We start from the raw sequence: 14,482 nt of genomic DNA, 5'->3' as shown, positions 1-14,482 counted from the left end.
TCCTTGATCAACGCAGGTTGATGGTGGTGTTGACGCCATCATTGACACTGCTGTCGTCGAACCAGCGGCTGGTGACGGTTTTGGTCTGGGTGTAGAACTGCACCACTTGCTTGCCGTACGGGCCCAGGTCGCCGAGTTTCGAACCACGGGAACCAGTGAAGCTGAAGATCGGGACTGGCACCGGGATCGGGATGTTGATGCCCACCTGGCCGACGTCGATTTCGCTCTGGAACTTGCGCGCCGCCGCACCGCTCTGGGTGAACAGGCCGGTGCCGTTGCCGAACGGGTTGGCGTTGACCAGGGCGATGGCTTCGTCGAGGGTGTCGACTTCCAGCACCACCAGCACCGGGCCGAAGATTTCCTGGGTGTAGATCTGCATGTCGGTGGTCACGCCCGAGAACAAGGTCGGGCCGACGAAGTTACCTTGCTCGAAGCCCGGCACCTGGATGCCACGGCCGTCCAGTTCCAGCTTGGCGCCTTCTTTCACGCCGCTTTCGATCAGGTCGAGGATACGTGCCTTGGCGCGCTTGGAAATCACTGGGCCAACGTCCGTTCCGGCTTCGCTGCCGGCGTTCACTTTGAGTTTCTGCGCCAGGGCCTTGAGGTCCGGCAGCCATTGCTTGGCGGCGCCCACCAGCACCACCACCGAAGTGGCCATGCAGCGTTGACCGGCAGCACCGAAACCGGCGCCGACCAGGGCATTGAGGGTTTGTTCGCGGTTGGCGTCCGGCAGGACCACGGCGTGGTTCTTCGCGCCCATCATCGACTGCACGCGCTTGCCGTGTTTGCCCGCCAGGTCGTAGACGTGGGTGCCGACGGCGGTCGAGCCAACGAAGGACACGGCCTTGATATCTTTGTGGGTGCAGAGTGCGTCCACCACATCCTTGCCACCGTGGACCACGTTCAGCACGCCCGCTGGCACGCCAGCCTCCAGCGCCAGCTCCACCAGCATCAGGGTCGACAGTGGATCCTGTTCCGAAGGCTTGAGCACGAAGGTGTTACCGCAGGCGATGGCCATCGGGAACATCCACAGCGGGATCATTGCCGGGAAGTTGAACGGGGTGATCCCGGCGCACACGCCGATCGGTTGGCGCAGGGTGTAGGTGTCGACTCCACCGGCCACGTTCTCGGCAAACTCGCCCATTTGCAGGGTGCCAATGGAACAGGCGTGCTCGACCACTTCCAGGCCACGGAAAATATCGCCTTCAGCGTCGGCAATGGTCTTGCCCTGCTCGGCGCTGAGCACGGCGGCAATGCGCTTGGAGTGCTCGCGGATCAGCGCCTGTAGCTTGAGCATGATGCGCATGCGCGCGCCGATTGGCGTCAGCTTCCAGGTCTGGAAGGCGCGATGGGCGGCGTCGATGGCAGCGTTGACTTCATCGGCCGTGGCAAAGGGCACACGGGCCAGGACTTGCTGGGTCGCCGGGTTGACGATGTCTTGCCACTCGGTGGTCTTGGACTCGACCCATTCACCGTTGATCAACAGTTTGGCCTGTTTCACGGTGGTATCGGCAGACGTAAGCGATGCGTTCATTGTGGTCTCCAGATCTTGTAGTTATGCAGAGAGCCAAGGCGTGAAGCGCCTTGAGGATGAGGCGTTCGGACGATTTTTGGAGTATAGATGTGCAAACATCCAATAAGAACCCACATAAAAGCCGGTCCAACATGCAAAAAAACATCACATCCTTGGGGTCGCTGAACTGGGATGACCTGAAGTTTTTCCTCGAAGTGGCGCGCACCCGCAAGGCCAGCGTCGCCGCCAAGCGCCTGGCAGTGGACTACACCACGGTGTCGCGGCGCATCAGTTCGCTGGAAGGATCCCTGGGCACCCTGCTGTTCGAAAAATCCCGCACCAGCGGCTTTGTCCTGACCAACGAAGGCCAGCGTTTGCTGGGTTACGCCGAGTCCATCGAAAGCACCCTGCACATGGCCTGCGAACAAGTGTCCGGCTCTGGTGTGGCGCTGTCCGGGCATGTGCGCATGGGCTGCACCGAGGGCTTCGGCAGTTTCTTCGTCACCCCGCAACTGAGCCACTTCGTCGACACCTACCCGGCGATCTCAGTGGATATCCTGCCCCTGCCCCACTTCATCAGCCTGTCCAAGCGCGAAGCCGACATCGTCATCGCCCTGGAACGCCCGGAACACGGGCCCTACGTGTGCTGCAAACTGTGCGACTACAAACTGCAGCTGTACGCGACCCAGGACTACCTCGACCAACACCCCCCCATCCGCCGCCCCGCCGACCTGGCCGAGCATCCGTTTATCAGTTATGTGGATGACCTGGCGTTCAGCTCGGAGCTGCTGTACCTGGCCAATGTCGTACCGGGCGCCAGCGCCAGCCTGCGCAGCACCAGCGTGATTGCGCAGTACGTGGCGGCGCAGCAGGGGCGTTCACTGGCGATATTGCCGTGCTTCTTGGCGGCGCAGGATCCGCGGTTGCTGCCGGTGTTGGGGGAGGAGATCGCTATTACGCGGCAGTTCTGGATGTATTGCCGGGAGGACTTGAGGAAGTTGAAGCGGATTACATTGTTGTGGGATTACATCCGTGAGGTGACGGAGCAGAACCAGGGGTTGTTGATGGGGCAAACGCGGACGATGGTGTTTGCCCAATAGCCGCCAGAACGCTGAACCAACTGTGGGAGCGAGCAAGCCCGCTCCCACAGTTGAACGTATTTCAAATTTAGACCGAGTTGTTGGCTCAGTCGGCGATCACCACAATCGATACCCGGCGGTTTTCGGTACGCCCCGCCACTGTGGTGTTGGGCGCTACCGGCTCGCTGCTGCCCAGGCCGCGCAGTTGCACATTTTCTTCCTTCATACCCACGGCGACCAAGACCTTGCCGACGCTTTTCGCCCGGCGCAGGGACAGTTGCTGGTTGTAGGACTCCTTGCCCGAGGCATCGGTGTGGCCGTCTACGCGCACGCGTTCGATGCCTACGCCAGAGAGGGCCTTGCCGATGCGTTCGACGATTTCAGTGCTGGGCTTGTTGAGTTTTTCGACGTCGCTGCCAAACAGCACTTTGCCCGACAGGCCAAACGCCCAGCCTTCGTCAGTCAGTTCGAAGCCTTGTTGCTTGAGCACCACCACTTGCGCGGGTGTCAGGCCTTTGGGCGGGGCGGTCTGGCAGCCGCTCAGCGCCAGCAGGGCGATAAACAAGGTGATAAAGAGAACGCGTGTGTTAGCAAACAAGGGATCAACTCCTGTGTTGAACATTGGCGACAGAGTGCTCCGACTCTGCCGTGTGCTGGCCACCCTGGGAAAGGCGTTTGGCCTGGTACATTGCCGCGTCTGCGGCATTGAGCAGGGCGCCGGGAGTGACGCCATGATCGGGATAAACGGCGATGCCGATACTGAGTGAGGTCAACACTTGGGTGTTGCCCGGCAGCGCAATGGGTTGGTCCATGCTGGCGATGATTTTGTCGGCGATGCGCTGGGCATCTTCGAGCTTGTGCAGGGGTGAGAGCAGGATGGCGAATTCGTCACCACCCAGGCGTGCCACCAGGTCACTTTCGCGCAGTTGCGCACGCACCCGCGCGGCCACCGCCACCAGCACCACGTCGCCGGCGGCGTGGCCAAAGCTGTCATTGATGTCTTTGAAACGGTCGCTGTCGAGAAACAGCACCGCCACCCGCTCGTTGAGTTTGGCCGCACTGCGCAACGCGCGAATCAGCCTGCCCTCGAAGAACGCGCGGTTGGGCAGCCCGGTCAGGCTGTCATGGCTGGCCTGGTGAGCGAGGGTTTCATTCTCGCTTTGCAGGTGGGTTTGCCAGGCTTCCAGTTCGTCGAGCAGGGCATTGAAGTCATTGCCCAGGCTGTCGAGTTCGGCAATCTGCGCCGGCGGTACGCGCCGGTCGAAAGCCCGCTCGCTGCGCGCGGCGTGGGCCACATCAGCCAGGCGGTGCAGTGGGCCGGTGATGCCGCGCAACATGCGTCGCGCCAGGTAGATCGCCACCCAGCCGCTGAGGGCCGTGCAGACGATGATCCCGGCCAGGCCGCTGAGCAAAAAGCGCAACAGGCTACCGCCGTGGCCACTCAACTCGACGGTGCCGATTTTTTTGCCGTCGCGCAGGATCGGTTGGCTGATGGGCTCTTCAAGCAGCGAATGGGCCAGCTCCAGCTCCACCCTGGACAGCACCCCTGTTTCCGGGCGCACCCAGTGCGCCAGCGTGACGCCGTTCACATCCAACACCCGGGCTTCGGCCACTTCTTCGGTGGAGGCGATCATCGCCAGGGCCTCGGTGGCCACTACGCGGTCGTTGAACACCACTGCCGCTTCCACGGTGTAGTTGATGGAGCGCGCGATCAGGTGCAGGTTGTGATCGGCGTAGACCCGCAGGGCCAGCACACCGAGCAGGGTCAGGGACACACTGGCCATGCCCACTGCCAGCAACGCCACACTCAGGTGCCCGCGACCCAGGACCGAGCGTAATGTGGGGCGGGTTGTGGCGGTGCGCAGCCTCATGGTTCCGGCGCTCGGCGACGGGACAATTGCAGGACGCTGGGATGAATGCGCACGCCGCTGCGGGCCACGGAGTCGAGGTTGACCTCGAACGATACCTGCTCATCGCTCACCCGCAGGCAGAACAGGCTGCCTACGGTGCATTGGTCGCCGCCTTCGCTGATGCTCAGTACTGGATGGCCGATCAGCGCGGTGAACAGGCGGCTGCGTTCCTCAGGGGTGAGCTTGCCGATATACAGCGCGTCGCAGGCGTTGACGATGGCAGGGTTATCCGCCAACAGACGCTGGACCACCACCGGCCGGCCGGAGGCCTGGGTGGTGCCCTTGACCAGGTCATCGGTGTATTGGGTCGGGCCAACGATGCACAAGCGCAGTTGGGTGGGCTCTACCGGCCAACGGGCGTAGCTGAGAATCCCCAGTACCACTTGGGTCACTGCCTGGGCTCGCTGGTCGGCCGCACTGGCAGTGGACACCTGGGCAAAAGCCAAAGGCGTGACAAAGCACAGAACGGCCAACAGCAGCATTCGTCTCCAGCTCCAACTACGCTCTGCGGGCGAGACAGCCACGTTCATGCAGCGATTCTCTTTGATCTTCTCGGGATGATGCCGCAACGATAGCATATTGGCGGAAACCCCAGCGAGGCGGGGCCTAGGTAGATTCCGCCATTTATTAAGAAAAAACCTACACAACGGTCAGGTTTTTCCCGACCCATTACGCACCCAGCTCCAACATCAGCCCGCTCAAACGTTTCACCTTGCGCCGCACTGCTTCCTCGAAAACCCCGCCACGGGTCTCGATCAAACTGAAGCGATCCTTGGCCCGGGTGATGCCGGTATAGATCAACTCCTTGGTCAACACCGGGTTCAACGCATCCGGCAGGATCAGGGCCGTGTGGGCGAACTCCGAGCCCTGGGACTTGTGCACGGTCATGGCGTAGACGGTTTCCACGTCATTGAGCCGGCTCGGCAGGACAAAACGCACCCCGCCCTGGCCATCATTGCGTGGGAAGGCCACACGCAGCACCTGTGGACCGCCGTCGCTTTCGGGCAATTTCAAGGCGATACCAATGTCGCCGTTCATCAAGCCCAGGCCGTAGTCGTTGCGGGTCATCAGCACCGGGCGGCCTTCATACCATTGCTGGTCGCTGTCGATCAGCCGGGCCTTGAGTAACGCGGCGGTAATGCGCTGGTTGAGGCCTTCCACACCCCAAGGCCCCTTACGCACCGCGCACAGCAGTTGGAAGGCATCGAAGGCTTGTAACAGCTGGCGCGCCCAGTCGGTCCAGCGCGGGTCGTCGCGGGGCGTCTCGGCCGCTGGGCGCGAGGTGCGCAACAGGTTCAGGTAATAGCGATAGCCGTGGGCATCGGCGCCCTGCCCGTCCAGCACCAGGCGCTCCAGGGCGCGGTCATGCTCGCCCTTGAGACTCAGGCGAAACAGGTCATGGCTGCCGGCGTCCAGCAGTTGTCGGGCCTGTTCGGGATTCTGCTGGTTGACCCAGCGTGCCAACTGACCGATGCCACTGCCTTCGCCGAAACGTCGGGAGTAGCGCAGCATGACCACTTGTTGTGCCAGGGGATGACTGGCGTCGAGGTCTTCCTGCAGGCCGCTGCCCGCCAAGCTTTCACCGCTGACGTGTTCCAACCATTGCCGGGTGTGGGGGGTGTACCAGCCAGCCTCGGCATCCCGGCACAAGTCGCCGAGCACCGCGCCGGCTTCCACCGAGGCCAATTGGTCCTTGTCCCCCAGCAGCACCAGCCGCGCATGGGGTGGCAAGGCGTCCAGCAGGTTGGCCATCATTTCCAGGTCGATCATCGAGGCTTCATCGACCACCAGCACATCCAGCGGCAACAAGTTGCCCGCGTGATGACGAAAATGCCGGGTGCCAGGACGGCTGCCCAGCAGGCGGTGCACGGTGGTGACCTCGGTGGGGATTTTTTCGCGCACCGCGTCAGGCACTTGCAGCGAACGCACTTGCTGGCTGATGGACTCGGTCAAGCGTGCCGCCGCCTTGCCGGTAGGCGCCGCGAGACGGATGCGCAGCGCCATACCCTGCTCCACCGCCGGCGCTTGCAGCAATGCCAGCAGGCGCACCACGGTGGTGGTCTTGCCGGTGCCGGGGCCGCCGGTGACGATGCTGAACGCACCGCGCGTGGCGAGGGCACAGGCGAGCTTCTGCCAATCGACCACACCCTCCGGCGGCGCCTGGTCGAACAGGCCATTCAAGCGTTGAGGCAAGTCGGCCGAAATGGCTTCCTGGGTCGCCAGGCGCTGGCGCAGTGCGCTGTCGATGCGCCGCTCATAGGTCCAGTAGCGTCGCAGATACAGGCGCTTGCCCGACAATACCAGTGGCCGGCTTTGCGCCGCCGCACTGCCATCGACGGCCAGCGCCACCAGCGGGCTCGCCGCCAGGGTGTGGCACCAATGGGCGCCTTCCTGGCCATCAAGCAGTTGCGAGGGCAGCAACATCACGCCGCTCTGCACGTCACCTTCCGGCGGCAGCGACAGGGCAAAATCCGGGGCACTCAAGGTTTCGAACAAGTCCAGGCACACGTGACCGTGGCCCAGTTGGTGACTGGTCAGGGCCGCAGCCAGCAGCACCAGGGGATCGGCCTGTGGATCGAGCTCGTGGAGAAAGCCCACGAACGCCTTGTCCAGCGCCCGCAACCAGCCACGCTCGACCCAGCGCGCAAGCAGGTGCATCAGGTCGTCAGCGCGGTCCAGCGGTGCCAGTGCCTCCAGCGGCATAGTCGAGAGGCTCATAGCAGGACTCCTTGTTCCCAGGCCGGTTCGACCTTGGGCGGTGGCGGTTTGCCCTGGAACAGCAGGTCCAGGCGCTCGATCAGTTCCCGTGGTGGCCGGGTGAAATACGCGCCCTGGCTCACCGCCTGGGTGCCACGCAGGAACAGGTAGAGCGCGCCGCCCACATGCCGCTCGTAGTCGTAATCGGGCAGGCGTGCCTTGAGCTGGCGATGCAGGGCCAGCAGGTAGAGGACGTATTGCAGATCATAACGATGGTCAAGAATCGACTGTTCCATGGCCTCGCGGGTGTAGGCCGCATCGTCGGCGCCGAGCCAGTTGGATTTGTAGTCGGCCACGTAGTAGCGGCCGTCGTGTTCGAAGGTCAGGTCGATAAACCCCTTGAACATGCCATTGAGCAACACCGGTTCGGCGGCCACCCGCGACACGCCGTCGTGGGTGTATTGGCAGACCAATTGGTCGAGGGCGAGCACGTCGACTTTGTGGCTGGCGAACCAGAACTCCATTTCGATCTGATAGTGCTGCAAGTCACCCAGGGTCACCGATGCCTGCCCATGACCCAGGCCCAGCGGCGCTTGCAGCAGGTGCCCGAGCCAGCCACTGAGGGTGCCGATCCAGCCTTCCCAACCGCGTCGGTTGCAGCGCCGGGCGACCGCATCTTCGATGGCTTCGGGCGTGACGTTGAAGCCCTCGTTGCCGGCCCATTCCAGTAGCCCATGGAGAAAGGTCCCGGGGTTGGGACCGCGTGGGAAACGGTGGATGTCACCGCCAGACGCGGCGACTTCCCGTGGTGCATCCGGGTCCAGGCGTTCGTCGTCGAACAGCTTCTGCGCTTGTGGGCTTTCCGGGGCCTCCAGGCTGGCGGCGCTCATGCTTTCGCCAATGCGCAGGGCGCTGTAGGAGGCAATCCACCAGTTTTCCGCCGCCTTGCGCTTGGGTAGCAGCGGCGCAAGCAAGGTCGCTTCATTGCGCGGTGGCTGGTAGGTGCTGGTGTCGGCGTCTGGCATTTGCCCATAGGCAATCGCCGCGCAGCCGTCCTGCAAGTCCATCAGCCAGCGAGCCAGGGCTGCGGACTCACCCAGGGGCGCGCCGCCGCCCAGCAGATAGCCCAGGGCCGAGAGGTGCAAGACCGAACTGTTATTGTTGCCGCGCTTGAGGTCGGCCACGCCGAGCCAACAGGCATGTTTGGCCCGGGTCAAGGCTACGTAGAACAAGCGCAGGTCTTCGGCCAGGCGCTCGTCATCGGCCTGGGCGATCAGTTCGGCGGTGGGTTTGAGGCTGACCTGGGACTTGCCGTGGGCATCGTGGTAATGCAGCGGCAGGCGGCTGCCGTCGACGGGCTTGGCCGAGCAGATAAACGGCAGGAACACCAGGTCGTATTCCAGGCCCTTGGATTTGTGGATGGTCACCACCTTGACCAGTTGCTCATCGCTTTCCAGGCGCAGGATCTGCTCTTCGCCGGCCTGGCCCGAGAGTGCCAGGTGTTCGGCCAGATGGCGGATCAGTGCTTGTTCACCGTCCAGTTCAGCAGCCGCTTGTTGCAGTAATTCGCACAGGTGCAACAGGTTGGTCAGCACGCGCTCGCCATCGCTGCGGGCGATCAGGGTTTGCGGCAATTTGAAGTCATGCAGCAGGCGCCGCAGCATTGGCAGCACGCCTTGGGTCCGCCAGACCACGCGGTAGTCGCGAAACTGCATGACCCGCTGCTCCCAGGCCAATTCGTCCTGATTCAGTTGCTCCAGTTCCGCCAGCGACAGGTTGAGGGTGACGCAGGCCAGCGCGGCACGCAGCGGGCGCTCGACATCGGGTTCGGCACAGGCCTTGAGCCAGGCGAGCAGGTCGTGGGCTTCCTGGGAGGCGAATACCGAATCCTTGTCCGACAGATACACGCTGCGCACGCCACGCGCGGCCAGTTCACCGCGCACGGCCTGGGCTTCCTTGCCGTCACGCACAAGGATGGCGATGTTCGACGGCTGCACCGGGGTGAAGTCCGCATCCTTGATAAACCCTGCACTGCCCTGCTGGCCGCCATTGAGCAACGCGACGATCTGGCTGGCACACGCGCCGGCCAGTTGTTGGCGATAGAGCACATTGGAGATCGGCTGGTCGGTGGGCAGGTGCCAGATATTCAGGGCGGGCAGTGTGTGGCCATCAACCTGCAATTGTTCCTTGCGGCCTTGGGACGATACCGGCTGGAACGGCACCGGGTTCTCGCCGTCTGGCTCGCGGAACAGAAACGCCCCACGTCCGGTTTCCGCACGCTCGAACACATGGTTGACCGCCTCGACCATGGCATGGCTGGAGCGAAAGTTGGTGCCCAGGGTGTGCAGGCGCCCGGTCGTGGCCTGGCGCGCGCGCAGGTAGGTGTAGATATCAGCGCCGCGAAAGGCGTAGATCGCCTGCTTGGGGTCACCGATCAGGAACAGCCCGCTGTGTGGGTTGTTGTCTTCAATGCGGTAGATGCTTTCGAAAATCCGGTACTGCACCGGGTCGGTGTCCTGGAATTCGTCGATCAGGGCCACCGGGAATTGCTCGCGGATCACGCTGGCCAAGCGCTCGCCGCCCTCAGTTTGCAGCGCGGCGTCCAGGCGAATGAGCATGTCGTCGAAGCCCATCTCGGCTCGCCGGCGCTTCTCATCTTCAAAACGTTTGCCCACCCACGCGGCCGCGTGTTGCAACACGGCGGCGTCGGGCGTTGGCAAGGCGTCGAGGCTGGCTTTGAGCCCCGCCATGGCCTCGATACCGGGATGATGGGGCGCGTCGCCCTTCCAGGCTTCGGCCATGCCGTCGGGCGTCAGGCGGGTGAAGCCGGTGCCGATATCCAGTTGCTCCAGGGTTTCGTCGGCGGCCCAGGCGCTGATTTTCTCGAACCAGGGTTCAAAATAACGGGCCTGCATTTTGCGGCCATCGACAGCTTTGGCGGCGACGGCTTGCAAGCAGATCTCGCGCAGCTCGACGGCCCATTGTTGCCAAGGGGCCTTGATCGCCACCAGGGCCTCACGGCGTTCGTGCAGGCAGGCCTCGATCAGTTCGGCCGGCTCGCGCGGGTCGTCACTGGGGCGCTCACTGCCAAACAGCGCACGCACCCGGGGCATCAGCGCCGCCGGGCCGCCCCAGTTGTTGCGAACCCAGTTCAGGGCATCGCCGTGCATCGGGTAGCAGAACAGGCGCCAATAATCGCGCAGCACTTCGCCGAGCAGGTCACTGTGGTCGGTTTCCAGGGTCTGGGTAAACAGGCTGCCACTGTCGAAGGCGTGCTCGCGCAGCATGCGCTGGCACCAACTGTGGATGGTCGAGACGGCGGCTTCGTCCATCCATTGCGCGGCGATGTCGAGTCGGTTGGCGCAGGCGGGCCATTGGTCGGTGCTGTACTGATCTCGCAGTTCGGCGATCAGCGCGTCGGGCTGCTGGATTTCATCACGAAAGTAGCGTGCGGCCTCCGCAAGACGGGTGCGGATGCGTTCGCGCAGTTCTTTGGTCGCGGCATCGGTGAACGTTACGACGAGAATTTGTGGCGGCAGTAATTCGCGGCCAAAACCGGCTTCGTCGCCACCATGACCCAGGACCAGGCGCAGGTACAACGCCGAGATGGTGAAGGTCTTGCCTGTACCGGCGCTGGCTTCGATCAGTTGGCTGCCGTGCAGCGGAAAGGCCAGTGCCAGGGGTTTGGTGGCGCTCATCAGTGAGCCTCCTGGCTGGTCAGTGATCGCCAGGGGGCGGTGATCATTGGGCGGTACAAGGTTTCACACCAGCCTTCGAAATCCTCGCTGGCAATCAGGGCCGCATAGTCGGGAAATTGCCGAGTGAGTGCAGGGCTTTCGCGGCGCTCGCCATCGTGGGTGATGCCATCGCCTTCGTAGGTTTTAAGGGCGGCAGCCTGGGCTTTGTCCGGGTCAGTTTGGCCGAGCCAGGCAAACGCGGTTTTGACTGCCACCGGTAGTGGCTCGCTCATGCCCGCCTGCCAGGCCAGGAGCAGGTTACCGAGAATGTCCTGGGCCGTATTTTGCTCCAGTGGGGCCAGCAAGAGGGTGTCATCACTGGCCACCAGGCCGGTGCTCAGGGGCAAGCCGCACGCACAGGCCACCAGGTGATTGACCCATGGGCGAATCAGGCGATGCCATTTGCGGGTCTTGATCGAGCCGATGCTGTTGGGGATGGTGGTCACGCTGAGCAAACCGCCATCACTGCGGCCGTGCAAGCCGCTGATCCAACCGTCGAGTTCAACACCTTGGTGCGTGAAGCTGACAGGTTCTGCCGTGTTGTGGGGCACAGGCCAAAGCGCCAGGAGTTGCTGGTAGCGTTGCAGCAAGTCAGGCAAGGGCTCGATCAGTTCATTACGCAGGCATTCGCCGAAACCCACCATGGGCAACAGGCCACTGCCTTGAAGACGTTGTGCCTGGGCCTCCAGGGCTTGCTCCAGATGGTCCGGGTCGGTCAACGCGGCAGCGAGCAGGCTGTCACTCAAGGTGTAGCGCTGCAAGGCATCGAGGACAAAAGGCTCTTCATCGGCCAGGGGCACTTCGGCCGCTTCGAAAAACACCTTGAGGCGCTGGCTGAAGAAATGTCTGACGGGGTTACGCAGGAAGTCTTGCAACTGCCCCAGGCTCAAAGGGTCTTCCTGGAGGTAGGGTGCCAGGCGGGTTGCTTCGCCGGGCTCGCCTTGGGCTTCATGTAACAGCTGCCATTCGCGGGCGTAGCTGAACAGTGGATCACCCTCGTGAAAATAGCGCGCACTGAAGGGTTGCAGCGGGTGTTCCTGGGTCATTGCCTCCAGCAGCGGCGGCTCTTGGGCATGCTGCCAGCCGCTGGCCAGGTGGTCGCGCAACTGGCCGATCAGCACAGAGGCTGGGCGCTCGCTGTTGTCGCGGATGCTGCGCCCCACCCAACTGATGTAGAGCTGGTCGCGCGCCGAGAGCAGGGCTTCAAGCAATAGATAACGGTCATCTTCGCGACGTGAACGGTCGCCGGGGCGGTAGTCGCTGCCCATCAGGTCGAAATCCAGCGGCGGCTGGGCGCGAGGATAGTCGCCATCATTCATGCCTAGCAGGCACACCAGTTTGAACGGAATCGCACGCATCGGCATCAGGGTGCAGAAGTTCACGGCACCCGCGAGGAAGCGCTGGGACAGGCGGCCCTGGTCGAGGCCGGCAAGCCAGGCCTCACGAACGACGGTCAACGGTAATTCGTCATACAGGCCGACGGACTCGCAGGTTTCCAGCCAGTCTTCGCGCAGTTGCTCCAACTGGCCCAGCAGATAGTCATCGTGTTCATTGCTGGGCAGGAAGAAGCGCTGCATCAGGTCTTGCAGGCGTACGCCCCAGGTTTGCGGTGTCGCCGGTTGTGACAGGGCTTGGTGGGCATCGTGCAGTGCGTCAAGCAAGGCGACCAGTGGGCCGATCAGCGCGGCGTCGAGGCCGCCGATTTCGTCATAGGGCTCAATGCCCGCGCAGGCTGCGCCGCTGCCGACGGCATAGCCCAGCAGCATGCGGCGCAGGCCGAAACGCCAGCTGTTCTGCTCCAGTTCAGTGGGCAGGCCAAGGCCTGCGCGTTGTTCGGCATTAAGGCCCCAGCGGATGCCGGCGCCTTCTATCCAGCGGTGCAGGGTGGGCAGGTCGCGCTCCTGGATGGCGAAACGTTCGCGCAGGGCGGGAACGTCCAGCAAGTCGAGGATTTCGCTGACTGGGAAGCGGCTGTCCGGGAGTTTGAGCAGATGTTCGACCGCGATCAACAGTGGATCTCGACCACGCTGGCCCTGATCAGTCAGGGTGAAGGGGATGAAGCGTGGGTCTTTTTTATCCAGCTGGCCGAATACCGCGCGGATATGCGGTGCATAGCTGTCGACGTCCGGGACCATGACGATAACGTCGCGGGGGCGCAGCGAGGGGTTGTCGCTAAAGCGCTGCAGCAGTTGGTCGTGGAGGATTTCCACTTCGCGCTGGGCGCTGTGGGCGATATGGAAACGGATCGAGCTGTCGTGCAGAAGATCGACAGCGGGCCAGCGTTCGCGGGTTTCGTTGAGCGGGCGCAGTTCGAGGATATCGTCCTGCAACTGGTTGAGGATTGTGGTCGGCTCGCTGTCGCTGAACAGGTCGATACGACCGTCGCGGAACGCTGAGCGGTAGCTGTTGGGATCGTCGTAGCTGTCCAGCAGGTTGATGTAGTCGCGACCTTGCTTGCCCCAGGCGGCCAACAGTGGGTGGGCGTGCTGGTGCAAGGTTTGCGGGTCGATGGTGACGGGCATCCCGGTCTTGCGCGCCTGGCGTTTGTATTCGTTTCTCAGCAGGTCTTTATCGGCAACGATGTCGGACCAGTGGTGACGGCAAGGGTTGTGTACGCAGAGCAATACCTGGCTGAAACGCGCCAGGCCGGCCAGAGCCTCAAGGGCCTGGGCGGGCAAGGAAGAAATGCCAAACACAATGACTCGGGACGGCAGGCCTTGCGGGGCGGTCGCCAGGTGATTGATACGTTCGATAAAACGCTGATGGACACCGGCCCGGCTCTGCGCCATGCCTTCCTCCCCGACATCCAGCAGCAACGCCCGCCATAGCTCGGCCTGCCAGCAGTTCGCGGGGCTCAGAGCCTTGGACTCGCCTCGGACATTGCGCAGTTGGTGACGGCCAGCAGCCCAGTCCTCCAGCCAGTCTGCGCGGTAAACCTGATATTGGTCGAACAGGTCGGCCAGGCGCTCTGCCAGTTGGTAGCGTTTGCGCAGGTCGGTGTCATGGGTGAGGAAGCGTTGCAGGGGCTCGAAGTGCGGTTGGTCGATCAGCTCGGGTAACAGGCGCATAAGACGCCAAGTCAGCGGGGCTTTATCCAACAGGGATTTGACCGGGATTTCGTCACGGCCCAGCACCATGCGATAGAGCTGCCACATGAAACTGCCGGGCAGTTGCACGTCGATCGCAGCGGCGATGCCGCAACCACCCATATCGTCATCTTCCGGATCTTCAGCAAGCGCCAATTTGAGCCATTGCGCGATACCGTTGCTTTGCACCAGGGCGATTTCGTTTTCCAGGGGAGCCAGTGGGTAACGGCGCATCCAACTGACAACCAGGCTGCGCAGTTCATCCAGGCGATTGCCGTGGACGACCATGAATCCAGCGCTGAGGGACGTTGCATCCGGCATAACGGCTTCCTTGGGAAAAGCAAAATCGAGGGAGGGACTTTAGCATTGAAGGCGGGTGCAAGCTGCAAGCAGCCCCTTTCCGAGCGCCCAAAACAAAACCCCAACTGCTTTCGCAATTGGGGTTTCGGAATTTAATCTT

The 14,482-nt window shown here is 62.8% G+C and carries 8 protein-coding genes; 1 reads left to right on the top strand and 7 read right to left on the bottom strand.

Going from position 1 to position 14,482, the window contains the following annotated elements; all coding sequences use genetic code 11:
* Positions 1-7: 7 nt before the first annotated feature.
* On the bottom strand, positions 8-1,534 hold the full coding sequence (locus tag KL786_RS26760; protein WP_215519495.1) for a CoA-acylating methylmalonate-semialdehyde dehydrogenase: 1,527 nt from the start codon (positions 1,532-1,534) through the stop codon (positions 8-10).
* Between the two features lie 131 nt (positions 1,535-1,665).
* Here KL786_RS26760 and KL786_RS26755 point away from each other — a divergent pair, with 131 nt between their 5' ends.
* The gene (locus KL786_RS26755; protein WP_215519494.1) at positions 1,666-2,613 is read left to right on the top strand and encodes a LysR family transcriptional regulator; all 948 of its coding nucleotides are present in this window, start codon (positions 1,666-1,668) and stop codon (positions 2,611-2,613) included.
* Positions 2,614-2,698: 85 nt separating this feature from the next.
* Here KL786_RS26755 and yfiB read toward each other — a convergent pair whose 3' ends face one another.
* The 6 genes from yfiB to recC all read right to left on the bottom strand — a co-directional run bounded on the left by yfiB (position 2,699) and on the right by recC (position 14,343).
* Positions 2,699-3,214 (bottom strand): outer membrane lipoprotein YfiB, encoded by a 516-nt coding sequence (gene yfiB / locus KL786_RS26750; RefSeq protein ID WP_390898793.1) that lies wholly within the window; start codon positions 3,212-3,214, stop codon positions 2,699-2,701.
* Entirely contained in the window at positions 3,195-4,463 is a 1,269-nt protein-coding gene (gene dgcN / locus KL786_RS26745; protein ID WP_215519492.1) for a diguanylate cyclase DgcN/YfiN, read from the bottom strand. The genes yfiB and dgcN overlap by 20 nt, the downstream gene beginning before the upstream one ends.
* Complete coding sequence (gene yfiR / locus KL786_RS26740; protein ID WP_215519491.1) at positions 4,460-5,032, bottom strand: regulatory sequestration protein YfiR; 573 nt, start codon at positions 5,030-5,032, stop codon at positions 4,460-4,462. The genes dgcN and yfiR overlap by 4 nt, the downstream gene beginning before the upstream one ends.
* Positions 5,033-5,171: 139 nt before the next feature.
* On the bottom strand, positions 5,172-7,220 hold the full coding sequence (gene recD, locus KL786_RS26735) for an exodeoxyribonuclease V subunit alpha (RefSeq protein ID WP_215519490.1): 2,049 nt from the start codon (positions 7,218-7,220) through the stop codon (positions 5,172-5,174).
* Positions 7,217-10,897 (bottom strand): exodeoxyribonuclease V subunit beta, encoded by a 3,681-nt coding sequence (gene recB, locus KL786_RS26730; protein WP_215519489.1) that lies wholly within the window; start codon positions 10,895-10,897, stop codon positions 7,217-7,219. Before recB ends, recD begins: the two co-directional genes overlap by 4 nt.
* Positions 10,897-14,343: an exodeoxyribonuclease V subunit gamma gene (recC, locus tag KL786_RS26725; RefSeq protein WP_215519488.1), complete on the bottom strand. Its 3,447-nt coding sequence runs from the start codon at positions 14,341-14,343 to the stop codon at positions 10,897-10,899. The genes recB and recC overlap by 1 nt, the downstream gene beginning before the upstream one ends.
* Positions 14,344-14,482 lie beyond the last annotated feature (139 nt).

The organism is Pseudomonas sp. TAE6080, from assembly GCF_018732265.1.
Lineage (GTDB): Bacteria > Pseudomonadota > Gammaproteobacteria > Pseudomonadales > Pseudomonadaceae > Aquipseudomonas > Aquipseudomonas brenneri.
This window is presented reverse-complemented; position numbering and strand designations above follow the sequence as displayed.

Coding starts and splice junctions, on each gene's coding strand:
- dgcN (WP_215519492.1), bottom strand. CDS start 4,463: ATGAGGCTGCGCACCGCCACAACCCGCCCCACATTACGCTCGGTCCTG.
- recB (WP_215519489.1), bottom strand. CDS start 10,897: ATGAGCGCCACCAAACCCCTGGCACTGGCCTTTCCGCTGCACGGCAGC.
- KL786_RS26760 (WP_215519495.1), bottom strand. CDS start 1,534: ATGAACGCATCGCTTACGTCTGCCGATACCACCGTGAAACAGGCCAAA.
- recC (WP_215519488.1), bottom strand. CDS start 14,343: ATGCCGGATGCAACGTCCCTCAGCGCTGGATTCATGGTCGTCCACGGC.
- yfiB (WP_390898793.1), bottom strand. CDS start 3,214: ATGTTCAACACAGGAGTTGATCCCTTGTTTGCTAACACACGCGTTCTC.
- recD (WP_215519490.1), bottom strand. CDS start 7,220: ATGAGCCTCTCGACTATGCCGCTGGAGGCACTGGCACCGCTGGACCGC.
- yfiR (WP_215519491.1), bottom strand. CDS start 5,032: ATGAACGTGGCTGTCTCGCCCGCAGAGCGTAGTTGGAGCTGGAGACGA.
- KL786_RS26755 (WP_215519494.1), top strand. CDS start 1,666: ATGCAAAAAAACATCACATCCTTGGGGTCGCTGAACTGGGATGACCTG.